General features: G+C 72.5%; 23 protein-coding genes. 12 read left to right on the forward strand and 11 right to left on the reverse strand.

What is annotated here, in order from left to right:
• Nucleotides 1-2: 2 nt before the first annotated feature.
• Nucleotides 3-383: a VOC family protein gene (locus ACFV46_RS23280; RefSeq protein WP_361926536.1), complete on the reverse strand. Its 381-nt coding sequence runs from the start codon at nt 381-383 to the stop codon at nt 3-5.
• A 139-nt stretch (nt 384-522) separates the two neighbouring features.
• A complete protein-coding gene (locus ACFV46_RS23285) occupies nt 523-1,563 on the reverse strand; it encodes an NAD(P)-dependent alcohol dehydrogenase (protein WP_385499514.1) in 1,041 nt (346 codons plus the stop codon).
• A 185-nt stretch (nt 1,564-1,748) separates the two neighbouring features.
• Here ACFV46_RS23285 and ACFV46_RS23290 point away from each other — a divergent pair, with 185 nt between their 5' ends.
• Entirely contained in the window at nt 1,749-2,663 is a 915-nt protein-coding gene (locus tag ACFV46_RS23290) for a helix-turn-helix domain-containing protein (RefSeq protein WP_376729579.1), read from the forward strand.
• A gap of 45 nt (nt 2,664-2,708) precedes the next feature.
• On the opposite strand, the gene ACFV46_RS23295 is transcribed toward ACFV46_RS23290, so the two are convergent.
• Entirely contained in the window at nt 2,709-3,659 is a 951-nt protein-coding gene (locus ACFV46_RS23295) for a DUF5829 family protein (RefSeq protein ID WP_385499515.1), read from the reverse strand.
• A gap of 159 nt (nt 3,660-3,818) precedes the next feature.
• On the opposite strand from ACFV46_RS23295, the gene ACFV46_RS23300 reads away from it, so the two are divergent.
• Together ACFV46_RS23300 and ACFV46_RS23305 are read left to right on the forward strand one after the other, a co-directional pair.
• Nucleotides 3,819-4,226 carry a YciI family protein gene (locus ACFV46_RS23300; protein ID WP_361926526.1) on the forward strand — a complete coding sequence of 136 codons (408 nt, stop codon included), beginning with the start codon at nt 3,819-3,821 and terminating at the stop codon, nt 4,224-4,226.
• A gap of 20 nt (nt 4,227-4,246) precedes the next feature.
• Entirely contained in the window at nt 4,247-5,407 is a 1,161-nt protein-coding gene (locus ACFV46_RS23305) for an RNA polymerase sigma factor (RefSeq protein ID WP_385499571.1), read from the forward strand.
• On the opposite strand, the gene ACFV46_RS23310 is transcribed toward ACFV46_RS23305, so the two are convergent.
• Complete coding sequence (locus ACFV46_RS23310) at nt 5,404-5,853, reverse strand: hypothetical protein (protein WP_376729581.1); 450 nt, start codon at nt 5,851-5,853, stop codon at nt 5,404-5,406. The two genes, ACFV46_RS23305 and ACFV46_RS23310, sit on opposite strands and share 4 nt — an antisense overlap.
• A 184-nt stretch (nt 5,854-6,037) precedes the next feature.
• Between ACFV46_RS23310 and msrA the strand changes: the two genes are divergently transcribed.
• Nucleotides 6,038-6,550 (forward strand): peptide-methionine (S)-S-oxide reductase MsrA, encoded by a 513-nt coding sequence (msrA, locus tag ACFV46_RS23315; protein ID WP_062671587.1) that lies wholly within the window; start codon nt 6,038-6,040, stop codon nt 6,548-6,550.
• A gap of 53 nt (nt 6,551-6,603) precedes the next feature.
• Here msrA and ACFV46_RS23320 read toward each other — a convergent pair whose 3' ends face one another.
• Nucleotides 6,604-7,722: a hypothetical protein gene (locus tag ACFV46_RS23320; RefSeq protein ID WP_376729582.1), complete on the reverse strand. Its 1,119-nt coding sequence runs from the start codon at nt 7,720-7,722 to the stop codon at nt 6,604-6,606.
• A 153-nt stretch (nt 7,723-7,875) separates the two neighbouring features.
• Between ACFV46_RS23320 and ACFV46_RS23325 the strand changes: the two genes are divergently transcribed.
• Nucleotides 7,876-9,033: a cystathionine gamma-synthase gene (locus ACFV46_RS23325; RefSeq protein ID WP_385499516.1), complete on the forward strand. Its 1,158-nt coding sequence runs from the start codon at nt 7,876-7,878 to the stop codon at nt 9,031-9,033.
• A 9-nt stretch (nt 9,034-9,042) separates the two neighbouring features.
• Here the strand turns inward: ACFV46_RS23325 and ACFV46_RS23330 are convergent, their stop codons facing one another.
• From ACFV46_RS23330 to ACFV46_RS23340, 3 genes are all read right to left on the reverse strand, one after another.
• A complete protein-coding gene (locus ACFV46_RS23330) occupies nt 9,043-9,294 on the reverse strand; it encodes a hypothetical protein (RefSeq protein WP_361926516.1) in 252 nt (83 codons plus the stop codon).
• A complete protein-coding gene (locus ACFV46_RS23335) occupies nt 9,291-9,788 on the reverse strand; it encodes a sigma factor-like helix-turn-helix DNA-binding protein (RefSeq protein ID WP_376729624.1) in 498 nt (165 codons plus the stop codon). Before ACFV46_RS23335 ends, ACFV46_RS23330 begins: the two co-directional genes overlap by 4 nt.
• Before the next feature lie 198 nt (nt 9,789-9,986).
• Nucleotides 9,987-10,514 carry a MarR family transcriptional regulator gene (locus ACFV46_RS23340; protein ID WP_361926510.1) on the reverse strand — a complete coding sequence of 176 codons (528 nt, stop codon included), beginning with the start codon at nt 10,512-10,514 and terminating at the stop codon, nt 9,987-9,989.
• 145 nt (nt 10,515-10,659) lie between these two features.
• Between ACFV46_RS23340 and ilvA the strand changes: the two genes are divergently transcribed.
• The 3 genes from ilvA to ACFV46_RS23355 all read left to right on the forward strand — a co-directional run bounded on the left by ilvA (nt 10,660) and on the right by ACFV46_RS23355 (nt 13,850).
• Nucleotides 10,660-11,889 (forward strand): threonine ammonia-lyase, encoded by a 1,230-nt coding sequence (ilvA, locus tag ACFV46_RS23345; protein ID WP_361926508.1) that lies wholly within the window; start codon nt 10,660-10,662, stop codon nt 11,887-11,889.
• A gap of 183 nt (nt 11,890-12,072) precedes the next feature.
• A complete protein-coding gene (locus tag ACFV46_RS23350) occupies nt 12,073-13,053 on the forward strand; it encodes an ATP-binding cassette domain-containing protein (RefSeq protein ID WP_361926506.1) in 981 nt (326 codons plus the stop codon).
• On the forward strand, nt 13,050-13,850 hold the full coding sequence (locus ACFV46_RS23355) for an ABC transporter permease (protein WP_062671571.1): 801 nt from the start codon (nt 13,050-13,052) through the stop codon (nt 13,848-13,850). Before ACFV46_RS23350 ends, ACFV46_RS23355 begins: the two co-directional genes overlap by 4 nt.
• Before the next feature lie 92 nt (nt 13,851-13,942).
• On the opposite strand, the gene greA is transcribed toward ACFV46_RS23355, so the two are convergent.
• Entirely contained in the window at nt 13,943-14,443 is a 501-nt protein-coding gene (gene greA / locus ACFV46_RS23360) for a transcription elongation factor GreA (protein ID WP_055621740.1), read from the reverse strand.
• A 168-nt stretch (nt 14,444-14,611) separates the two neighbouring features.
• Nucleotides 14,612-15,010, reverse strand: coding sequence for a DUF4307 domain-containing protein (locus ACFV46_RS23365; RefSeq protein ID WP_361926503.1), 399 nt, complete (start codon nt 15,008-15,010; stop codon nt 14,612-14,614).
• Nucleotides 15,011-15,157: 147 nt separating this feature from the next.
• Here ACFV46_RS23365 and mca point away from each other — a divergent pair, with 147 nt between their 5' ends.
• Together mca and ACFV46_RS23375 are read left to right on the forward strand one after the other, a co-directional pair.
• Nucleotides 15,158-16,039, forward strand: coding sequence for a mycothiol conjugate amidase Mca (gene mca, locus ACFV46_RS23370; RefSeq protein WP_361926500.1), 882 nt, complete (start codon nt 15,158-15,160; stop codon nt 16,037-16,039).
• The gene (locus ACFV46_RS23375; protein ID WP_361926498.1) at nt 16,032-16,295 is read left to right on the forward strand and encodes a hypothetical protein; all 264 of its coding nucleotides are present in this window, start codon (nt 16,032-16,034) and stop codon (nt 16,293-16,295) included. Before mca ends, ACFV46_RS23375 begins: the two co-directional genes overlap by 8 nt.
• Nucleotides 16,296-16,317: 22 nt before the next feature.
• Here ACFV46_RS23375 and ACFV46_RS23380 read toward each other — a convergent pair whose 3' ends face one another.
• The gene (locus tag ACFV46_RS23380; protein WP_385499517.1) at nt 16,318-19,518 is read right to left on the reverse strand and encodes a tetratricopeptide repeat protein; all 3,201 of its coding nucleotides are present in this window, start codon (nt 19,516-19,518) and stop codon (nt 16,318-16,320) included.
• Nucleotides 19,519-19,775: 257 nt separating this feature from the next.
• Here ACFV46_RS23380 and ACFV46_RS23385 point away from each other — a divergent pair, with 257 nt between their 5' ends.
• Nucleotides 19,776-21,443, forward strand: a complete 1,668-nt coding sequence (locus tag ACFV46_RS23385) for a recombinase family protein (protein ID WP_385499518.1) — start codon at nt 19,776-19,778, stop codon at nt 21,441-21,443.
• 51 nt (nt 21,444-21,494) lie between these two features.
• Entirely contained in the window at nt 21,495-23,537 is a 2,043-nt protein-coding gene (locus tag ACFV46_RS23390) for a thioredoxin domain-containing protein (RefSeq protein ID WP_385499520.1), read from the forward strand.
• The last annotated feature ends 26 nt before the right edge of the window (nt 23,538-23,563 follow it).

Raw genomic sequence — 23,563 nt, forward strand, 5'->3', positions numbered from 1 at the left:
CGTCAGCCGCCGCCGTAGGGGACCGTCAGGATCTCCAGGTTGTGGCCGTTCGGGTCCTCGAAGTAGGCGCCCCGGCCGCCGTCGTTGCGGTTGATCTCACCGGGCCGGCGGTGGTGCGGGTCGGCCCAGTAGGTCAGCCCGGCCCGCCGTATCCGGCCGAAGATCGCGTCGAACTCGTCGTCCGACACCAGGAACGCGTAGTGCTGCGGTGTGACGGTGCCGGGGGAGTCCAGGAAGTCCAGGGTCACCCCGTTCGGGATCGCGACCGGGACGAAGGGCCCGTAGCGCGGGCCCACCTCCAGGCCGAGGATGTCGGCGAGAAACCGGGCCGACGCCTGCTGGTCGTGCGCGGCGACGATGGTGTGGTCGAGCCGGACGGTCATCGGGCTGCCTCCTCGTGGGACCGGTTCGGTCGTTCCGCGAGTCACGCTAGGCCGCCACTCGTTCCCGGCACATCGGTCCCCGGACGGGGGCGGTCCTCCTCCCAGGGTCCTGCGTCCCGCGACCGGGGCCGGGGACCGCTCAGATCGTCGCCGTGTCGATCACGAAGCGGTACCGCACATCGCTGTCGAGCACCCGCTCGTACGCCTCGTTGATCTCGGCGGCGCCGATCAGCTCGATCTCGGCGCCGATGCCGTGCGCCGCGCAGAAGTCCAGCATCTCCTGGGTCTCGCGGATGCCGCCGATGCCGGAGCCCGCGAGCGTCTTGCGGCCGCCTATCACCGAGAACAGGTTCAGGGCGACGGGCTCCTCGGGGGCGCCGACGTTCACGAAGGCGCCGTCCGTCCGCAGCAGGGACAGGAACCGGTCGAGGTCCAGCGGCGCCGACACCGTGGACAGGATGAGGTCGAAGGTGCCGCGCAGCTCCTTGAACGTGGCGCCGTCACTGGTGGCGTAGTAGTGGTCGGCGCCCAGCCGCAGACCGTCCTCCCGCTTGCGCAGGGACTGCGACAGGACCGTCACCTCGGCGCCGAGCGCGTGCGCGATCTTCACGCCCATGTGCCCGAGGCCGCCCATGCCGAGGATCGCGACCTTCTTGCCGGGGCCGGCGTTCCAGTGGCGCAGCGGGGAGTACGTGGTGATGCCGGCGCACAGCAGGGGCGCGGCGACGTCCAGGGCCAGCCCGTCGGGGACGCGGACGACGAAGTTCTCGTCGACGACGATCTTCTCCGAGTAGCCGCCGTAGGTCGGCTCGCCGTCCCGGCCGATCGCGTTGTAGGTGCCGGTGTTGCCCTCGAGGCAGTACTGCTCCAGGCCCGCCGCGCAGTTCTCGCACTCACGGCAGGAGTCGACCATGCAGCCGACGCCCACCCGGTCGCCGACCTGGAACCTCGTCACCCCGGAGCCGACCTCGGAGACGACGCCCGCGATCTCGTGGCCGGGCACCATCGGGAAGATCGCCTCGCCCCAGCCCTCCCGGGCCTGGTGGATGTCGGAGTGGCAGATGCCGGCGAACCTGATGTCGATCAGGACGTCGTGCGCGCCGACCTCGCGGCGCTCGATGGTGGTGCGCTCCAGCGGAGCCTTGGCGGCGGGTGCGGCGTACGCGGCGACGGTGGTCATGCCGGGGATCTCCTCAGGGGGTTCGGCGTGCGTACCCGGTACGTCCTGGGGTGCTGTGTCCGGGCACGGCGTCCAGCCTGCCCGGACGGGCCGCGGCCACCCAGCCCCCGGGTGTGCGTACGTCCGCTGTTCCTACCACCGGCGGGGTCAGGCTCGCGTGCGTACGACCGGCGATACTCGGGGGCATGGACGAGCAGCCCGTATCCGAGTCAGGGGCCGGCGCCGGGGCGGGACTGGATCCGCGCGCCGAGCTGAGCGAGTTCCTGCGCACCCGGCGGGCCCGGCTGAAGCCGCAGGACGTGGGGCTGCCGGACTTCGGGCGGCACCGGCGGGTGCCGGGGCTGCGGCGCGAGGAGCTGGCGCAGCTGGCCGGGGTGTCCGTGGCGTACTACACGCGGCTGGAACAGGGCAACGGGCGCAATGTCTCCGCCGAGGTCCTCGACGCGATCGCGCGTGCGCTGCGGCTCAGCGACGCCGAGCACGCGCACCTCCTGCATCTGACCAAGCCGAAGCAGCACAAGAGGAAGCCGTCCACCCGGACCGAGCAGGTGCGGCCGGCGCTGCGGCATCTGCTGGAGTCGATCGACGGCGTCCCCGCGTACATCACCGGCCGCCGCTCGGACATCCTCGCCTGGAACCGGATGGCCGCGGCCGTCTTCGGCGACTGGGGGGAGCTGCCGGCGCAGGAGCGGAACTGGGCCCGGATGGTGTTCCTGCGGCCCGACTACCGCGAGCTGTTCGTGGAGTGGGACCAGAAGGCGTCCGACATGGTCGGCTACCTGCGCATGGACGCCGGCTGCCACCCGGACGACCCGAGGCTGTCCGCGCTGGTCGGCGAACTCTCCGTCAAGAGCGCGGAGTTCCGGCGGCTGTGGGCCGTCCACGACGTCAAGGAGAAGACCTACGGCGTCAAGCGCCTGCGGCATCCGCTCGTCGGCGAGCTGACCCTGAACTTCGACTCCTTCCAGCTGTCGGACGGCACCGAGCAGCATCTGACCACGTACTACGCCGAGCCCGGCTCATCGTCGGCGCAGGGGCTGCGGCTGCTGGCGAGCTGGGGCGCGGACGCGACCCGGGCGGGCCGGGGCACGGCTCTGTGAGATGCCCGGCGGGCCGGTGACCACCGCTCCGCCGGGCCGCCCCGCTCAGTGCCCGAACGTCCACACGGCCCGTGGGCCCGGGCCCACGGTGAGGACCGAGCGGCCGATGCGCTCCACGTGCCGGGACGCCTCGGAGCCGTTCAGCGCGAACGTCACCTCGCGCAGGCCCGCCTCCTCACGCGGCACCGCGTCGAACCGGATCGTCGTCCCGCCGCCCTGCGCGACGATCCCGCCGCCCGGTGCCGGGTGGACGGTGAAGCCGCCGGCCCGCAGCAGCGGCACCGTGCTGTCGAGGTCGCGCCGGGTGACCGCCAGCCGGATCGAGCCGACGTCCCGCATCGGGTGGTCGCGGTAGGCGTCGGGCAGATAGCGCTCCCGGCCCACGTCACCGGGGTAGGAGGCTGGTTCGGTGGTGCCGCGCGGGTCCGCGAAGTACTCCGGGCGGTACTCCATCCCCCAGGCGCCGAAGCCGTCGTACTCCCCGGTGGTGAGGACCGCGTCGAACCACGGCACCGGGACGCCGTCGCCGAAGTCGCGGGTCTGCCGGAACGCGATCGGTTCCGGGACGCCCAGGCCCGGCAGCCGCTCGGCCGCGCGGTCCAGGTCGCCGGACCGCTCCGCCGAGATGCCGAGGCCGCCCGCGCCGAGCTCGCCGTCCTGGCCGGGCACGTCGCCCACGCCGAACAGCTCGAGATAGGTCTCGCGGCCCATCAGGTACCGGCCCGTCCAGACCTGTCCGTCGGCGCCCGTGGTGGTGCGGACCTGGAAGTTCGCGAACTCCCTCAGATACGCGGAGTGTTCGATGGCGTCGGCGGTCTCCCGGTCGAGCACGCCGTAGGCGTGGTTGAAGTAGAGCAGCTGTCCGTCGTGCCGGGGGCGCTGATCGGCGGGGGCCCGGCCGTCCCCGGCCAGCGCGGTGCCCGTGCCGGCGCCCAGCGCGCCGGTGAGGGCGATGACGAGGACCAGGACCGTTCGTAACGCTCGGTGAAGGAACATGAGGAGAGCGTAGGCGCGACCCGGCCGAAATCGCAGAGACTTTCGAACGAAAGACGCTCCGAAAAAAAACTTCCCCGGTGATGTCGAGAACCCGTGACCGGCTCCGTCCCCGGTAGGAACGCGACCACAATGGTTCGTGTCCGTACCGAGGAGACCGTCATGGCCAAGTACCTGCTTCTCAAGCACTACCGCGGCGCCCCCGACGCGGTGAACAACGTGCCGATGGACCGCTGGACCCCCGAGGAGGTCTCCGCGCACATCCAGTACATGAACGACTTCGCGGCGCGGCTGGAGAAGACCGGCGAGTTCGTCGACGGACAGGCGCTGGCCCCCGAGGGCACCTGGGTCCGCTACGACGGGGAGGGGCGCCCGCCGGTCACCGACGGGCCGTTCGCGGAGACCAAGGACCTCATCGCCGGCTGGATGGTGATCGACGTCGACAGCTACGACCGCGCCGTCGAACTCGCCGGCGAGCTGTCCGCCGCCCCCGGCGCGGGCGGGAAGCCGATCCACGAGTGGCTGGAGCTCCGTCCCTTCCTGCACGCGGCGCCCACCATCACGGAGTGACCGAGCCGATGCCCCCGTCGCTGGACGAGGCCCTGCTCAGAAACCTCACCCCGCGCGTCCTCGCCGTCCTCGTCCGCCGCGGAGCCGACTTCGCGGCGGCCGAGGACGCCGTGCAGGACGCGCTGGTCGAGGCCGTCCGGGTCTGGCCCACCGACCCGCCGAAGGACCCCAAGGGCTGGCTGATCACCGTGGCCTGGCGCCGGTTCCTCGACGCGGCCCGCGCCGACACCGCGCGCCGCCGGCGCGAGGACCGCGCCGACGAGGAGCCGGCGCCCGGGCCCGTGCCGTCCGCGGACGACACGCTGTGGCTCCACTTCCTGTGCGCCCACCCGTCGCTGAGCCCGTCCTCCGCGGTCGCGCTCACCCTGCGCGCCGTCGGAGGGCTCACCACGCGCCAGATCGCCCAGGCCTACCTGGTCCCCGAGGCGACCATGGCGCAGCGCATCAGCCGGGCCAAGCGCACGGTGTCCGGCGTCCGGCTCGACCGGCCCGGGGACGTCGCCACCGTGCTGCGCGTCCTCTACCTCGTCTTCAACGAGGGCTACTCCGGCGACGTCGACCTCGCCGCCGAGGCCATCCGGCTCACCCGGCAGCTCGCGGCGGCCGTCGACCACCCCGAGGTCGCCGGGCTGCTCGCGCTGATGCTGCTGCACCACGCCCGGCGCGACGCCCGGACCGCGCCCGACGGCAGTCTGGTGCCGCTCGCCGAACAGGACCGCTCCCGCTGGGACACCCGGTCGATCGCCGAGGGCATCGGCATCCTTCAGGCGGCCCTCGCCCGCGACCGGCTCGGCGAGTTCCAGGCCCAGGCCGCCGTCGCCGCGCTGCACGCCGACGCGCAGACCGCCGAGGAGACCGACTGGGTGCAGATCGTCGAGTGGTACGACGAGCTCGTCCGCATCACCGGCAGTCCCGTCGCCCGCCTCAACCGCGCGGTCGCCGTGGGCGAGGCCGACGGCCCGCAGGCGGGACTGGCCGCCCTCGCGGAACTCGACCCCGCCCTGCCCCGCCACACCGCCGTGGCCGCCCACCTCCACGAACGCGCCGGAGACCTCCCGACGGCGGCCCGCCTCTACACGGAGGCCGCCCTCAAGGCCCCCAACCTGCAGGAACGCGCCCACCTGACCCGCCAGGCGGCCCGGCTCAACACCGGGAGCGGCGGGCAGGAGGGTGGCTCCTAGAACGGGTCGGCGTTGCCGCTGTCGTCGTAGGCCGGGTACATGACCGAGGAGGAGACGCACTGGAGCACCGTGGTGCCCTCCATCTGGCACAGCTCGATGTAGGCCCGGCTGATCCAGCCGCCCGGGGTGGCGTACGTGTACCACTCGCCGTAGGTGCCGTTGCCGGTGGACACCCGGCGCAGCTGGAAGCGGACCGTGCCGGCGTCGCCGGTGGTCACCAGGCGCACGGCCACGCCGTGACCGTCGGCCGCCTTGTCCTTGACGTACAGGTAGACCGGGTCGAGGCGGTAGGGGTTCAGGCGCCACTGCGTCTTGGCCTCGGCGTAACCCCAGCCGGTGCTGACGGAGGTGCCCGTGACCGTGCTCGCGGACGCCGGGACGGCGCCGATCAGCGTGAAGAGGGCGGCGGCCGCCGCCGCCAGACCGAGGGTGCGCTTGCGCAGCATGAACACTCCGTGGAGGTCGTGTGATGGAGCGTGCACTCTACCGTTGTCATGATCACTGACACAGCCCCCTTGCGGTACGGAATCCCGGCGGGCCTCCGGGCGTTGTGGCTGGTGGGCATCGATGCCGGTGGACCTGCCCGTCGAGAAGCCCGAGTGTGTGAAGCGACAAGGATGGAGGGCCGCAATGGCTGCGCAGACGCAGAGGGCCGTGCTGGCGGGCGGATGTTTCTGGGGGATGCAGGACCTGATCCGCCGGCTTCCCGGCGTGACGGCGACCCGGGTCGGATACACCGGGGGTGACGTGCCGAACGCGACCTACCGCAACCACGGCACGCACGCGGAGGCCATCGAGATCCTCTTCGACCCCGAGCAGACGGACTACCGCGCGATCCTGGAGTTCTTCTTCCAGATCCACGACCCGAGCACGAAGAACCGCCAGGGCAACGACATCGGCATGAGCTACCGCTCGGCGATCTACTACGTGGACGACGAGCAGAAGCGGATCGCCGAGGACACGATCGCGGACGTGGACGCCTCGGGCCTGTGGCCGGGCAAGGTCGTCACCGAGGTCGAACCGGTCGGCCCCTTCTGGGAGGCCGAGCCGGAGCACCAGGACTACCTGGAGCGCTACCCCGACGGCTACACCTGCCACTTCCCCCGCCCGGGCTGGCGCCTGCCCGCCCGCACGGAGAGCTGACCGCGGACCTTCCGGCCCCGCCGCGCGCGACGCGCGGCGGGGCCGGAAGTGTGTCAGTGGGGCAGCGTGGCCGGGCTGCCGCCGTTCGCCTCGTAGCCCGCCACCGCCAGCGCCCGGAACACCGCGAACTCCGCCGCCGGATCGGCCGACAGCGTCCACGGCAGGGCGCCGACATGCCCGTCGACATGCACCAGCTGGTCCATGGCCTCCGCCCAGCGCTCCCCGCGGACCAGGAAGAACACCAGCAGATGGCGCACATGCGCCAGCATCGGGTCGTCGGGCCGCGCCGCGCCCACCGCGAACAGCGCGCCGTGGACCGCCTTGGTGACGACCTCGCTCTGCCAGAAGCCGGCGACCAGGGTCACCTCCGGCAGATGCTCGAAGACGGCGAACAGCGGCATCGCGGCGAGCAGCGAACCCCGGGGCGCGCGGGCGGCCGCCGCCTCCGCGAACTCGTAGGCCAGCTGCCGCGAGCCGTGCCACTTCTCGCACCAGTAGTGCAGGGCGGCCAGATGCGCGCCCATGTGGGCCGGGGCCCGGTCCAGGATCTTCAGCCACAGCTGCTCGAACTCGGCGCGCGAGTAGCCCAGTCCGCGCGCGACCGACAGCTCGACGATGTACGGGACCGGGTCACCGGGAGCGAGGAGCGCGGCCTGGCCGCACGCGGCCTTCGCCTCCTCCATGATGATCCGGAACTCGTCCGTGCCCGGCGTCGCCGTACGCCACGCCTGCTGCACCAGGAACTCCGCCTGCACGGCCGCGCCGCCCGCGTCCTTCGGCTGCTCGGTGCGCCACACCCGCAGCCACTGCCCGCCGGGCGCCTCGCTGACACCGCCGGGCCGCTGCTGCAGCTCCAGCGCCGCCGCCCCCGCGAACGCCTGCACCCGCTGCCAGCGGCGCTCTCCCTCGGCCTCGGTGCCGGCCAGCAGCTGCGCGGCCGCCCGGTAGTCCTGGGTGCGCTGCACCAGGTCCAGGACGTCCAGCAGGTCCTGGTCGGGGCCCGGCATCCGGATGTCCAGCTCCTCCTGGAGGACGAAGCCGTAGTTCGCCGGGTCCGCGGCGTCCGGGTGGCCCGGTGAGACCTGCTCGATCATGCCCCTCCTGCGCCGCATGAACGGCACCAGCACGAAGCCGATCATGGCGGCGGCGATCAGGACCCAGAGAATCTCCATGCCTCAAGCGTTCCAGACGCCGCCGACTCTTGGCCAACGAGGTCCCGGAGCTGTGGAAAAACGATCCCGCGGACGCGGCGTACGGGCGGCCACGGGCCCGTCGCCCTCCGCCCGCGCCGCATCCCGGGCCCGGGCGCACTACCCTCGGTCCCCATGAGCGACAGGCACATCAGTCAGCACTTCGAGACCCTCGCGATCCACGCGGGCAACACCGCCGATCCCCTGACCGGCGCGGTCGTCCCGCCGATCTACCAGGTCTCGACCTACAAGCAGGACGGCGTGGGCGGCCTGCGCGGCGGCTACGAGTACAGCCGCAGCGCCAACCCGACCCGTACCGCCCTCGAGGAGAACCTCGCCGCCCTGGAGGGCGGCCGCCGCGGCCTCGCGTTCGCGTCCGGACTGGCGGCCGAGGACTGCCTGTTGCGTACGCTCCTCAGCCCCGGCGACCACGTGGTCATCCCGAACGACGCCTACGGCGGCACGTTCCGGCTGTTCGCGAAGGTCGTCGCCCGCTGGGGCGTGGAATGGTCGGTGGCCGACACCTCCGACCCCGCCGCCGTACGGGCCGCGATCACCCCGAAGACCAAGGTGATCTGGGTGGAGACCCCCTCCAACCCGCTGCTCGGCATCACCGACATCGCCGCCGTCGCCCAGGTGGCGCGGGACACGGGCGCCCGGCTCGTCGTCGACAACACCTTCGCGACGCCCTACCTCCAGCAGCCGCTGTCCCTCGGCGCGGACGTCGTCGTGCACTCCCTCACCAAGTACATGGGCGGCCACTCCGACGTCGTCGGCGGCGCGCTGATCGCGGCCGACGCCGAGCTGGGCGAGGAGCTGGCGTTCCACCAGAACGCGATGGGCGCCGTCGCCGGCCCCTTCGACTCGTGGCTGGTGCTGCGCGGCACCAAGACGCTGTCGGTGCGCATGGACCGGCACAGCGAGAACGCCACGAAGATCGCCGACATGCTCAGCCGGCACCCGCGCGTGTCGAGCGTCCTGTACCCCGGGCTGCCCGAGCACCCCGGCCACGAGGTCGCCGCCAAGCAGATGCGAGCCTTCGGCGGCATGATCTCCTTCCGTGTGGAGGGCGGCGAGGAGGCGGCCGTCGAGGTGTGCAACCGCGCCCAGGTCTTCACGCTGGGCGAGTCCCTCGGCGGTGTCGAGTCCCTGATCGAGCACCCCGGCCGGATGACCCACGCGTCCGTGGTCGGCTCGGCCCTGGAGGTCCCGGGCGACCTGGTCCGCCTCTCGGTGGGCATCGAGAACGTCGACGACCTGGTCGAGGACCTCAAGCAGGCGCTCGACCAGTGACGCGGCAGCTCACCAGCCCGTGAGCGGTGGAGTCGTCTCCGACGGCGGCTCCACCCACGGCTGGGCGGTCAGCGCCCACACCGTGAACGCCACCGCCGCCGCGCACAGCAGCACCCACATCAGCCGTACGGCGACCCGGTGGCGCCACAGCAGCCGCTCGCCGCGCCGCACGATCTCCGGGTACAGCTCCGGCGGCACCCGCGGAGGCGGCGCGGCCTCCATGAGCTGCCGGGCGGCCGCCTCCCGCCGGACCCGGTTCACCGGGCCACCGCCTTCGCCCGCGAGACGGCGGGGGCCGTCTCGCGCGGCCGGTGCAGCAGCGTCTCGGTGGCCCGCGCGCAGATCGCCTCGACGCGCTCCCTGGGCAGCCCCAGCAGTGCCGCCGTCTGCTCCTCGGCGACCCCCTCGTACAGCCGCAGCACCAGCACCAGGCGCTCCCTCGGGGAGAGCCGGGCGAGCGGGCTGTCCGGATGCGGGCGGCTGCGGCCCAGCGCGCCGGGACCGCCGTACCGGTGCCACACCGAGCGCGCGAACCGGGTCGCCAGCTCCTGCCGGGCGACGCCGTAGGGGTCCTCGCCGCGCAGCCGGTCCCAGCACGCGTACGTGTGCGCGAGCGAAAGCGTCAGCAGACGACACGCGCGCGGATTGTCGTCCCGCGACTCGCCGGTGAGCAGGGTCGCGGTGTGCAGCAGGCGTCCCGCCGCGCCGGCGACGAACGCCTCGAACTCACGGCCGCGGCGGGCGTCGCGGAGCATGTGCCGTCGTTCCACCGCCCCTCCCGCCAGGCCGCGTGCCGAGGACCGCCCCGCCGGCCGCACGACACGCCTGCCGTGCGTCAGAAGGGCCCGGTCTCATGGGAAGCCTGCGGTGGCCCGGGGGTCAAGAGCCGGGAGCCGTCCTCCCGGCACACGCGGGTGCCCGCCCGCGCGCGAGGCCCCCTCCCCGGCTGCGGCTCAGGACGCGCCGGGCGCCTCCGGGGCCGCGCCTCCCGACGGGGGAGCCATCCGTGCCGACAGCGCGACGTTGAAGCGGGTGAGCAGCGAGCAGAAGGCCTCGCGCTCCTCCGGCGCCCAGTCCTCCGTCAGCTCGGCCATCAACTGACGGCGCGACGCCCGCACTTCCTCCAGCCGGGACTGCCCGCGCGGGGAGAGCTGCAGCACGACCGCGCGCCCGTCCTCCGGGTGCGAGGTGCGCTTGACGAGACCCGTGTCGACCAGCGGGGCGACCTGCCGGGTGACCGTCGACGAGTCGATCCCCATGCTCGCCGCGAGCGCCTTGACACCCATGGGGCCTTCCTTGTGCAGGCGGTTGAGCAGCAGGTACGCGGCGCGGTCCATGGAGTTGCGCACCTGGCCGACCCCACCGAGGCGGGTCTGTTCGGCACGGCGGGCGAACACCGCCACCTCGTGCTGCAGCGTGTCGAGCAGACCGCTGTCAGCGACGGTCGTCATGTCCGTCGACATGTCAGGTGTTGTGGGCATGGCCGGAGGCTCACTTCATGAAGGGGGTGCTGGGTTGGGGGACAGGGTACGCGGCCGGGACGCGGGGTGTACCGACGCTGCGCAATCCCGTCTCGCTGCTTGGTCACACCGCAAAGTAGCGCCTGTGAACTGCGAGACTGGCCACATGAACCACCGCACGTCCGACGTACTGCCCCCCGTCACCCTCGACGACGTGCGCGGCGCCCAGAAGATGCTGAGCGGCGTGGCCCGGGTGACGGCGATGGAGGGCAGCAGGCATCTGACGCAGCTGGTCGGCGCCCCGGTGCACCTCAAGTGCGAGAACCTCCAGCGGACCGGATCGTTCAAGCTGCGCGGCGCCTACGTGCGGATCGCCGGGCTGCTCCCCGAGGAGCGGGCCGCGGGCGTCGTGGCCGCCAGCGCCGGCAACCACGCGCAGGGCGTCGCCCTCGCGTCCTCCCTGCTCGGCGTGCGGTCCACGGTGTTCATGCCCAAGGGCGCCCCGCTGCCGAAGATCAGCGCCACCCGCGACTACGGCGCCGAGGTGCGCCTGCACGGACAGGTGGTCGACGAGACGCTGGCCGCCGCGCAGGAGTACGCGGCCGAGACCGGCGCGGTGTTCATCCACCCCTTCGACCACGCGGACATCATCGCCGGTCAGGGCACGGTCGGGCTGGAGATCCTGGAGCAGTGCCCGGAAGTGCGCACCGTCGTCGTCGGCATCGGCGGGGGAGGGCTCGCGGCCGGGATCGCGATGGCGGTGAAGACGCTGCGCCCGGACGTGCGGATCGTCGGCGTGCAGGCCGAGGGCGCGGCGGCCTACCCGCCCTCCCTGGCGGCCGGCCGCCCGGTCGCGGTCGAGCACCCGGCGACGATGGCGGACGGCATCAAGGTGGGCCGGCCCGGCGACGTGCCGTTCCGGATCATCGGCGACCTGGTGGACGAGGTCCGCACGGTCACCGAGGACGAGCTGGCCGCCGCCCTGCTGCTGTGCCTGGAGCGGGCCAAGCTGGTCGTGGAGCCGGCCGGGGCGAGCCCGGTCGCCGCGCTGCTGAGCGACCCGGGCGCCTTCGAGGGCCCCGTCGTCGCGGTGCTCTCCGGCGGCAACGTCGACCCGGTGCTGCTCCAGCGCGTCCTGCGGCACGGCATGGCAGCGCAGGGCCGCTACCTGGCCGTACGGCTGCGGCTGACCGACCGGCCGGGGGCGCTGGCGTCGCTGCTCGGGGCGTTGTCAGTGGTGGACGCTAACGTCCTCGACGTGAGCCATGTCCGGACCGATCCACGGCTCGGGCTCACGGAGGCGGAGGTCGAGCTGCACCTGGAGACCAAGGGGCGTGAGCACTGCGCCGAGGTCGGCGAGGCGCTGCGCGCGGCGGGCTACACCGTCATCGGCTGAGCCGCCTCGCGGGCCGGGCACCGGCCAGCACGCTCCTCGGACCCCTCGTGTCACTCGTTCGGGAATCTCCATTGAGAGACGCGATACATCGCGTTATGGTGTGTCCCGTAATTCCGCTCTCGAGCGGCATGAGAAGTGCAAACCTAGGCTTTCCGAACCTTCCCCGACGACGTGGAGATCCATATGCCAGGCGCCATCTACGCCGAAGGCCTGGTGAAGACCTTCGGTGACGTAAGGGCTCTGGACGGCGTCGACCTCGATGTCCCCGAGGGCACGGTCCTCGGTCTGCTCGGGCCGAACGGCGCGGGCAAGACGACGACCGTCCGCTGTCTGACGACCCTGCTGCGCCCCGACAGCGGCAGGGCGGTCGTCGCGGGACTCGACGTCCTGCGGCAGCCCGACGCCGTACGCCGTTCCATCGGCCTGTCCGGCCAGTTCGCGGCGGTCGACGAATACCTGACCGGCCGGGAGAACCTCCAGATGGTCGGCCAGCTGTACCAGATGAAGGCGAAGCAGGCGAAGGCCCGCGCGATCGAGCTGCTGGAGCAGTTCGACCTCGCCGACGCCGCCGACCGCCCCGCCAAGACCTACTCGGGCGGCATGCGCCGCCGGCTCGACCTCGCGGCGGCCCTCGTGGTCTCCCCGCCCGTGATGTTCATGGACGAGCCGACGACCGGCCTCGACCCGCGCAACCGCCAGCTGCTCTGGGAGGTCATCAAGCGCCTCGTCTCCGGCGGCACGACGCTGCTGCTGACCACGCAGTACCTGGAGGAGGCCGACCACCTCGCGCACGAGATCGCCGTCGTCGACCACGGCCGGGTGATCGCCAAGGGCACCTCCGACCAGCTCAAGGCCCGCACCGGCGGCGAGCGCGTCGAGGTCGTCGTCCACGAGCGCGAGGACATACAGCCCGCGTCCGAGGTGCTGCGCGGCTTCGGCAAGGGCGAGACCACCGTCGAGGACCACATGCGCAAGCTCACCGTGCCGGTGACCGGCGGCGCCAAGCTGCTCGCCGAGGTCATCCGCGAGCTCGACTCCCGGGGCATCGAGATCGACGACATCGGCCTGCGCCGCCCCACCCTCGACGACGTCTTCCTGTCCCTGACCGGACACGTCGCCGAGGCCAAGAGCGAGGAGAACGGCAAGGAGGAGACGGCCAAGTGAGCGCCATCAACGATTCCGCGGTCATCGCCCGCAGAAACCTGATCCGCATGGGCCGGATCCCCGAGATGCTGATCTTCGGGCTCATCCAGCCGATCATGTTCGTGGTGCTGTTCACCTATGTGTTCGGCGGCTCGATCCAGGTCGGCTCGTCCAGCTCCACCCAGGCCTATCGCGAGTTCCTGATGGCCGGCATCTTCGCCCAGACCGTCACCTTCGCCACGGCGGGCGCGGGCGCCGGTATCGCGGACGACATGCACAAGGGCCTGATCGACCGCTTCCGCTCGCTGCCCATGGCCCGCGGCGCGGTCCTGACCGGCCGCACCCTCGCCGACCTGGTGCAGACCGCGCTCACCCTCGTCGTCCTCGCGGTCGTCGCCGTGATCGTCGGCTGGCGCACCCACGAGAACGCGGGGAAGGTCCTCGCCGGCTTCGGGCTGCTCCTGCTCCTCGGGTACGCGTTCTCCTGGATCGGCGCGCTCATCGGCCTGTCCGTGCGCACCCCGGAGGCGGCGACCTCGGGCGGACTGATCTGGCTGTTCCCGCTGACGTTCATCTCGAACGCCTTCGTCGACGCCAACCAGATGCCCACCTTCCTGCGGCACATCGCCGAGTGGAACCCGTTCAGCGCCACGGTCCAGGCCTGCCGTGAGCTGTTCGGGAACCTGCCGCCGGGCTTCAAGGCACCCGACGCGTGGCCCATGCAGCACCCCGTGTGGGCGTCGCTGATCTGGTCGGTCCTGATCATCGCCTTGTTCCGCACCCTGGCCGTCCGCAAGTACCGCTCCGCGACAGCCTGACCGAAACGGGGCACCGCCCCGGACACGCGGACACGACGAAGCCCCCGGCGCCGAGCGGCGCCGGGGGCTCTCGTGAAGGTGAAGGGGTCGGGTCAGCCGCTGTAGGGCTCGGCCTTCAGGATCCGCACCGAGGCCTTCTTGCCGTTGGGCAGCTCGTACTCCGCGTCCTCGCCGACCTTGTGGCCGATCACGCCGGAGCCCAGCGGGGACTGCGGCGAGTACGTCTCGATGTCCGAGCTCGCGTACTCACGGGAGGCCAGCAGGAAGGTCATCGTGTCGTCCTCGTCGCCGTCGAAGGCGATCGTCACGACCATCCCGGGCGCCACCGCGCCGTCCGCCGACGCCGGGGCCTCACCGACCTTGGCGTTCTCCAGGAGCTGGGTCAGCTGGCGCACGCGGAGCTCCTGCTTGCCCTGCTCCTCCTTGGCCGCGTGGTACCCGCCGTTCTCCCGCAGGTCCCCCTCCTCGCGCGCCGCCGCGATCTTGGCTGCGATCTCCGTGCGCGCAGGACCAGACAGGTACTCCAGCTCGGCCTTGAGCTGGTTGTACGCCTCCTGGGTCAGCCAGGTGACGTTCTCGCTGGTCTGGGTCACAGGTGCTCCTCGTCGGTACTGGGAATACAAAGCATCGCCCTACCCAGAAGAATGTTCCTTCGCGGATGGGCGAAACCACGAGCCTAACAATTGGATGCCCGAAGGGGGAGGACATAAGCCACCAGATTTACATCGCCGCAGGTCAGCGGCGGCGTATTCCGTGTGCCGTCAGTCGGCGTGGCAGCCGAGCAGCTCGGCCGTCGTCCCCGGGGCCGTCGTACGGAGTGTGACGACCTTGTCGATACGGGTGTCGTCCCCGTCGAACCGGAAGTCCGCCCGGCCCACCTCGGCGCCGCTCCGCGCCTGCGACCGCAGCGTGCAGTAGCCCGCGGCCCCGGCGTCCTTGCGGACCTCCAGATGCACGTCCACCGCGTCCTTGCGGACGTCGAACTCGATCACCTCGGCGCTGATCTTGTTCTGGCCGACGTAGTGCCAGCCGAAGTACCCGACCAGCGCCAGCAGCAGCACCCCGAGCACCCCGCCGACGACCTTGAGCGTGCGGTCGGCGCGCGCGTCCGAGGAACGGCCGTAACGGCCCTCGGGCGGTCGCGTGCTCGCCGTACTCATGATCGTCCTCCCGGCCGGAGCGGAACGGATGTCCCAAAACTGGGCCTCCGGGCCGTACCCCGGAATTATCCGCCCCCCGATTCGGTCACTATAGAAGCCGCCGATCGCACCGGGGCACGCCGGGGCGCCGACCACGAGGATTGAGTCTTGACTGACCAGCTGCGACTGATGGCCGTCCACGCCCACCCCGACGACGAGTCGAGCAAGGGCGCGGCGACCATGGCGAAGTACGTGTCCGAGGGGGTGGACGTGCTGGTCGTGACCTGCACGGGCGGGGAGCGCGGCTCCATCCTCAACCCGAAGCTCCAAGGCGACAAGTACGTCGAGGAGCACATCCACGAGGTACGCAAGAAGGAGATGGACGAGGCCCGCCAGATCCTCGGCGTCAAGCAGGAGTGGCTCGGCTTCGTCGACTCCGGCCTGCCCGAGGGCGACCCGCTGCCCCCGCTCCCCGAGGGCTGCTTCGCCCTGGAGGACGTCGACAAGGCGGCCGGTGAGCTGGTGAAGCAGATCCGCTCGTTCCGCCCGCAGGTGATCACCACCTACGACGAGAACGGCGGCTACCCGCACCCCGACCACATCATGACCCACAAGATCTCGATGGTGGCCTTCGAGGGCGCGGCCGACACCGAGAAGTACCCGGAGGCCGAGTTCGGCCCGGCGTACCAGCCGCTGAAGCTCTACTACAACCAGGGCTTCAACCGCCCCCGCACCGAGGCCCTGCACCAGGCCATGCTCGACCGCGGCCTGGAGTCCCCGTACGGGGACTGGCTCAAGCGCTGGGACGAGTTCGAGCGCGTCGAGCGCACCCTCACCACCCACGTCCCCTGCGCGGACTTCTTCGAGATCCGCGACAAGGCGCTGATCGCCCACGCCACCCAGATCGACCCCGACGGCGGCTGGTTCCGCGTCCCGCTGGACCTCCAGAAGGAGGTCTGGCCGACCGAGGAGTACGAGCTGGCGAAGTCCCTCGTCGCCACCTCCCTCCCCGAGGACGACCTCTTCGCGGGCATCCGGGACAATGCCTGACATGACCGCAAGCGCAAGCCTGGCAATGACCCACCTCGCCACCCTCGCCAAGGAGGTGGACGAGGACAAGGTCACCCCCGGCGTCCTCGGTTTCGTCGTCTTCGCCGTGATGGCCCTCGCGGTGTGGGCGCTGATGAAGTCGATGAACCGGCACATGGGCCGGGTCGAGTTCACCGAGGACCCCGACCCGAAGGCCGAGGCCCCCGCCGACGCCACCGGGACGACCACGGGCGCGGACGGGCGGAAGCAGGGCTGACGGCGCCGCCCCGGCGGCCCGGTCAGCGCGGGGTCGCCAAGGCGACCCCCATGACCTCCCGCGCATGGCGGTTCGGCACCATGCCGAGCCGCCATGCCTGCCACCCCGCCTCCAGCTCCACACCCCGCTCCAGCAGCAGCCGGTACGCCTCCAGGTACTCCGCCAGCCTGCCGTCCCGCAGCGGATGCCCCGACCGGGCCAGCTGCGCCAGCTCCTCCAGCGCCACCGCCGTACCCACCTCCACCCCGCCCGGAGCCGCGTACGGCAGCAGCGTGCAGCGCAGGAAACGCGCCCAGTCCCCGCCCCGCAGGTCCCCGTAGGACGCGAACAGCGTCACCGCCTCGTCGCACAGCGCCAGCGCCTGCTGGGTGCGGGCGTTCCCGCCGTCCACCACCGCCAGCTCCAGGCACGTCCACGCCTCCCCGTGCGCGACACCGATGCGCCGGAAGTCCGCGCGCGCGTCGACCAGGAGCTGCCGCGCGAAACCCGAGTTGCGCAGCGACCCCGTCTGCACCGCCCGCTGGTCACGTGTCACCCGCGCCGAATGGTGCCGGGCACACGCCAGGCCGTACACGTCCCGCATCCGCGAGAACATCGTCCGCGACCGCTCCAGCTCCCGCACCGCCGGATCCAGGCCCCCGCCCTCCTCCAGGGCCTGCCCCAGGTAGTACACCGACCACGCCTCGCCCCGCGCGTCCTCGTTCTCCCGGTGCCGGACCGCCGCCCGCCGCAGCCCCTCCACCGCCGGCCCCGGATCCCCGGCCACCAGCCGCGCCCGGGCCAGCTGCGTCAGCGCCCACGCCTCGCCCCGCGCGTCCCGCGTCCGCCCGTACAGCTCCAGAGCCGCCCGCAGATCCGCCTCCGCCGCCGGCACGTCCCCCAGGCGCAGCTCCAGCTGGCCCAGCTGGAAGTGCGCCCACGCCTCCCCGTGCAGCGACTCACCGGCGCGGTGCAGCGCCAGCGACTCCGTCAGCAGCTCCCCGGACTCCGCGACCCGGCCCCGGTCCCGCTCCACCGCCGCCAGCGCGTGCATCGTCCACGCCCGGTCCGCCGCCAGCGCCGGCGCCGCCTGCAGATCCAGCGCCTCCCGCAGCCGCGCCGCCGCCTCCGTCAGATCACCCTGGTGGTGCAGCGTGATCCCCAGCGAACACAGCGCCCGCGCCGCCCCCGCGTCGTGATGCGCCTCCCGGTACAGATCCACCACCGACGCCAGCGTCGCCCGCGCCTTGTCCAGCTCACCCAGCTGCCGGGCCGCGATCCCCGTACGCCACCGCACCGACCGCACCAGCAGCCCCTGGTCCACGGCCTGCGCCAGCTCGCTGATCTCGCCCAGGCGGTACAGGTCCCCGCGCAGCAGGCAGTAGTCGCACAGCGCGCCCAGCAGACTCAGCACCGGACCCTGGTCCACGCCCTCCGCGTGCCGCAGCGCCGCCGTGATGAAGCTCGACTCCTCGTCCAGCCACCGCAGCGCCTCGTCCGGCGACGCGAAGCCGTGCGGGCTGAACCGGTCCGAACGGGTCGACACGTTCCCGTCGACCAGCCGCAGCACCGAGTCCGCCAGATCCGCGTAGCTCGTGATCAGCCGCTCCTGCGCCGCCCTACGCTCCGCCGGCTCCTCCTCGTCCAGGAGACGGGCATGGGCGAACGCCCGCACCACGTCGTGCAGCCGATACCGGTCGCCACGCACATGGTCGATCAGACCGGCGTCCGCCAGACCCGCCAGCAGCCGGCCCGCCTCCGCCCGGTCCGTGGCCAGTAGCGCCGCCGCCGCGGCCGCCCCCAGCGACGCGCGGCCCGCCAGCGCCAGCCTGCGCAGCAGCCGCCGGCCCGTCTCGCCCTGGTCGGTGTAGCGCAGCCACAGCACCCGCTCACCCGGCTCCACCGGCCCGTACGCCCCCAGATCGGCCGCCAGCGCGCGCGGCGATCTCGGCCCCAGGGACGACCCCGCGATCCGCAGCGCCAGCGGCAGCCCCCCGCACAGCTCACGGATCTGGTCCGCCGCCTGCGCGTCGTACGGCCCCGAGACATCCCGCGCGGCCGCCGCCAGCAGCTCCTCCGACCCCGCCGGATCCAGCGGCTCCACCGGCAGCCGGTGCACCCGCGCCGCCGAACCCGCCGGCAGGTCCAGCGGCTCCCGGGCCGTCACCAGGACCAGACTGTCGGACCGCTCCGGCACCAGCGCGGCGACCTGCTCCGCGTCCCGCGCGTCGTCCAGGACCACCACGACCGGCACCCCCGCCAGATGCTGGTGGTACAGCTCGCTCAGCCGCTTGACCTGCTGCCCGGCCGACGCGCGCTCCCGGAACAGCAACTGCTCGCGCGGGGCGCCCAGCCGGTTCAGCAGATGCAGCAGCGCCTCCCGGGTCGTCAGCGGCGGCTCCTCCGGGCTGTCCCCGCGCAGATCCACCACACACGCGCCCCGGAACTGGTCCCGCAGCTCGTGCGCCGCCCGGACCGCCAGCGCCGTACGGCCACTGCCCGGCGGCCCGTGCAGCACCACCACCGTCGGCCGGGTCTCCGTGTCCGCCCGCCCCGCCTGCACCCACCGCCGCACCGAGGCCAGCTCCCGCCGCCGCCCCGCGAACGGCTCCACCGCGTCCGGCAACTGCCCGAACGACTGCTCCAGCATCCCCCGCCCGCGCGCCGCCGCGCTCTTGTCCGCCCCCTTCAGCCGCGGACCCGCCTTCACCGGCCCCGTCGCCGACCCCAGCACCCGCTGCTGGTCCAGGAACGGCCGGATGCCCCGCACCTCCAGCGCCGTCAGCCACTGCAGCCGCAACTGCTCAGGACCGCCCGGCTGCCCCGCCGCCCCGGCCCGGTGATGCGCCGCGGGCAGATGAGCGCCCGCCACCTTCACCACCGTCGCCGCCGCGCCGGCCACCCCCACCGCCACGCCCGCCCCGAGCGCGACACCCGCCCCGGTACCCAGCGCCAGGTCCACGACCGCGGCCGCGAGCGCCGCGACCCCGGCCACCATCAGCGGCGTCCGCCCGCCCTCCCGCGCGAACCGCCCGCCGAACGTCAGCCGCCCGGCCTCCGCCGCGTCCAGCGCCCGCGTGTACGCCTCGTACTCCTCGGCCGCCGTCCGCGCCAGCGCGTCCAGCGACGCACGGGCCCGCGCCGACAGCACCTGCCCGTCCACCCGCCCGCCCGAACGCCGGACCTCCTCCTCCACGGCCCGGCCCACCAACCGCTCCGCCTCTGCCCGGTGGCTGTCCCGCATGGCATGTCCCCCTCCGGCGGCAACTCCAGCGCCTACGAGTGTCCTTCGGCACGCACGCGAGCGCGAGAGGGCGGCGATCAACGCCCCGCCACGCCCCCGAATCACCCGATCACCCGCCCGAACCCCGCACGCCCGCCCGAGCCGGGCCGGCGACAGGCGGAGGCGCGGGCCGTCACTGGATCGTGTCGCACTTTGCCGAAACCGCCGTCGAGGACCTGGGTGATGCGTACGTTCCCCTTGGACCGAAGGGGGATGAGGTGCGTCAGGATCACGCGACGCTGGTCGGGTTGGGCTTCGACTCGGAGGAACTGCGCGAACTGGGCCTCGACGTGCCCGCGACAGCGGAGCCGTCCGGGCTCGTGGACGCCTACGTGCGACGCAGCAACGGAAAGGAGGACCTCGCCACGCTGCGAGAGCATCTGCGGGACGTCGTGCGCTGGGCGCGGGTGAACGGACTTCAGGTCCGGCACGTCTGGTTCGAGCAGATGTCGGCCTCCAAGTCCTCCGTCCGCCGTCGGGAGTTCGAGAAGGCCACGAAGGCGGTCATGGACGGCCGGTGCAGGACGCTCGCCGTCTGGCGGACGGACCGCTTCGACCGGCGTGGCATGGGCGCGGTGGGGCGGATGCTCGACGAGTTCGACCGCAGGGGGGCGAGGCTCGTCTCCGTGTCCAAGGGCCTGGACTCCGCACAGGGCGGACGCATCGTCTTCGCGATTCTCAGCGAACGGGCCAGGGACGAGGCGAGGGACATGGCGAGGCGAGTGAAGACCGGCCATGACGCGCACAAGGCGGAAGGCCGGAGAGGGACGGGCAGACCTCCCTTCGGGCTCTGCAGCGCACCCGGCAGCGGCAAGGTCGAACCGCATCCCGACGAGTACGCGGTGGCCCGCAGGCTCGCCGAACTCCTGCTGGACCGGCGGACGACGAAGGACACGGCCCACCGCCTCAATGAGGAGGGGCACCGGACCCGGAGCGGTGCCACCTGGTCGCCCACCGCCGTGAGCAAGCTCGCCCAGTCCCCGCTCTTCGCCGGCATGGTGCCGGTCCGGCGGCGCAGGACCGACGGGTACGGCAACCTCCTGGACGTGTGGGAGGGGTACGGCGAGGCACTGCGTGACGCGAAGGGCGAGATCGTCCTGTGCGGCACCGGTGTGGTGACACCGGGCGAATGGTTCAGGATCAAGGCGCTCATCGCCGAACGGACCGATGCACGCTGGGCGAAGGGGAAGCCGGAAGGGAAGTACCTCGGCACCGGGAACTACCGGTGCGGACGGCTGCGGGACAAGACGGGCACGGGCCACCTGGAACCGTGCGGTGGCCCGATGAGTCACCGCGGCGGACGCTATCGGTGCGAGATCCGGCAGACGCGGGGCACGTCGATCTGCCAAGGAGTGGTGACCCTCGCCGAACGCATCGATCATGCCGTGGGACAAGCGTGGGTGCGCCACATCGCCTCTCTGGCGCCAGGGGACGCGGTGATCACCGAGATCGCCCGCCGCTGGTCGGGTGCCGCGGACCCGGAGGTCGGGGCGAGGAGGGACGAGGCGGAGAAGGCCCTGACCGCGGCCCAATGGCGCGTGCGGAGGCTCGAGGACGACTTCTATGTGTACGGGAAGATCGACGAGGAGCGCTTCGAGGAACTGCACGAACAGCAGCGGGTCCTCATCGAGGACCTCACCGCGACGCTCGAGGCGCTGAACGCGGAGGCAGGCCTCTTGTCCCCGGCTCGGGCGGACGCCCTCCACGGGGCGTGGCAGGCGGCGGGCGTGGCGGACAGGCGGATGCTGCTGAGGTGTGCCCTGGGGGAGAACGGCATCACGGTGAGGCCGGCCGCGCGTCAGGGGGATCCCACACCGATTCTGGAGCGGCTCGAGTTCGACTGGTTGTCCGCAAGTGGCCGTGTCCCCGTCCTGCCGACCGGGTGAGGGAACGGTGGCGCCCATGCCGTGCCGGTGCCGGTGCGCGAGGATGGGGGCATGCCCAACCGACTCGCGCAGGCCACGTCCCCGTACCTCCTCCAGCACGCGGACAACCCCGTCGACTGGTGGCCATGGCACCCGGAGGCGTTCGACGAAGCCCGCAGGCGCGATGTCCCTGTGTTCCTGAGCGTCGGCTACAGCGCCTGCCACTGGTGTCACGTCATGGCGCACGAGTCCTTCGAGGACGACGGCACCGCCGCGTACATGAACGAGCACTTCGTGTCCGTCAAGGTGGACCGCGAGGAGCGCCCGGACGTGGACGCGGTCTACATGGAGGCCGTGCAGGCGGCCACCGGTCAGGGCGGCTGGCCGATGTCGGTGTTCATGACGCCGGACGGCGAACCCTTCTACTTCGGCACCTACTTCCCGCCCGACGCCCGCCACGGCATGCCGTCCTTCCGGCAGGTGCTGGAAGGGGTGCACAACGCGTGGACGGGCCGGCGGGGCGAGGTGGAGGAGGTCGCGGGCAAGATCACCCGGGATCTCGCCGAGCGGGAACTGAGCACGGGGGATCCCCAGGCGCCCACGGAGGAGACGCAGGCCATGGCTCTCCTCCAGCTGACCCGGGATGTCGAGCCCGCGAGCGGATGGTTCAAGGGGGACACCAAGTTTCCCCCGTCCATGGTGGTCGAGTTCCTGCTGCGGCACCATGCCCGCGCCGGGTCCGTCGCGGCGCTGGAGATGGCGGAAGGGCTGTGCGGCGCGATGGCCCGCTCAAGCCTGTACGACCAGCTGGGAGGCGGGTTCCACCGGTACGTACTCACCCCTCGGGCAGGTGGTGCCTTGATCCCGCACTTCGAGAAGATGCTCTATGACAACGCCCTGCTGTGCCGGGTCTACGCGCACCTGTGGCGGGCCACCGGGTCGGACCTCGCGCGGCGGGTGGCGCTGGAGACCGCCGACTTCATGGTGCGGGAACTGCGTACGGAGCAGGGCGGGTTCGCGTCCGCGCTGGACGCCGACAGCGACGACGGGAGCGGTCGGCACGTCGAGGGCGCGTACTACGTGTGGACGCCCGAGCAGTTGCGCGAGGCGCTCGGGGACGACGACGCCGAGTCGGCCGCGCGGTACTTCGGGGTGACCGAGGAGGGCACGTTCGAGGAGGGTGCCTCGGTGCTGCAACTCCCGCAGCGGGACGAGGTGTTCGACGCCGAGAGGGTCGCGTCGGTGCGGGCCCGGCTGCTGGAGCGGCGGGCGGGGCGGCCCGCGCCGGGCCGGGACGACAAGGTGGTCGCCGCGTGGAACGGCCTCGCGATCGCCGCCCTGGCCGAGACCGGCGCCTACTTCGACCGCCCGGACCTGGTGGACGCCGCGCTCGGTGCCGCCGACCTGCTGGTGCGGGTGCATCTGGACGAGCAGGCGCGGCTGACCCGGACCAGCAAGGACGGCAGGGCCGGGGCCAACGCCGGGGTGCTGGAGGACTACGGCGATGTCGCCGAGGGCTTCCTGGCGCTGGCGTCGGTCACGGGGGAGGGCGTCTGGCTGGACTTCGCCGGGTTCCTGCTGGACCACGTGCTGGCCCGGTTCGTGGACGAGGAGTCGGGCGCGCTGTTCGACACGGCCGCGGACGCCGAGCGGCTGATCCGGCGGCCGCAGGACCCGACGGACAACGCGGTGCCGTCCGGGTGGAGCGCGGCGGCCGGGGCGCTGCTCGGCTATGCCGCGCACACCGGGTCCGAGCCTCATCGCCGGGCGGCGGAGCGGGCGTTGGGTGTGGTGAAGGCGCTCGGTCCGCGGGTGCCGCGGTTCATCGGGTGGGGGCTCGCGGTGGCGGAGGCGCTGCTCGACGGGCCGCGCGAGGTCGCGGTCGTCGGTCCCGCGCTGTCCGACGAGGCTACAAAGGCTTTGCACCGTACGGCACTTCTGGGGACGGCGCCGGGTGCGGTGGTCGCGGCGGGGGCGGCGGAGAGCGACGAGTTCCCGTTGCTCGCCGGGCGTCCGCTGCAGCAGGGGGCGCCGGCCGCGTATGTCTGCCGCAACTTCACCTGTGACGCTCCGACGACCGACCCGGAGCGGCTGCGGGAGGCGCTGAGCAGCTGAAACAGGGGTCGTATCGCGGCAGTTAC

The organism is Streptomyces sp. NPDC059852, from assembly GCF_042731455.1.
GTDB lineage: Bacteria > Actinomycetota > Actinomycetes > Streptomycetales > Streptomycetaceae > Streptomyces.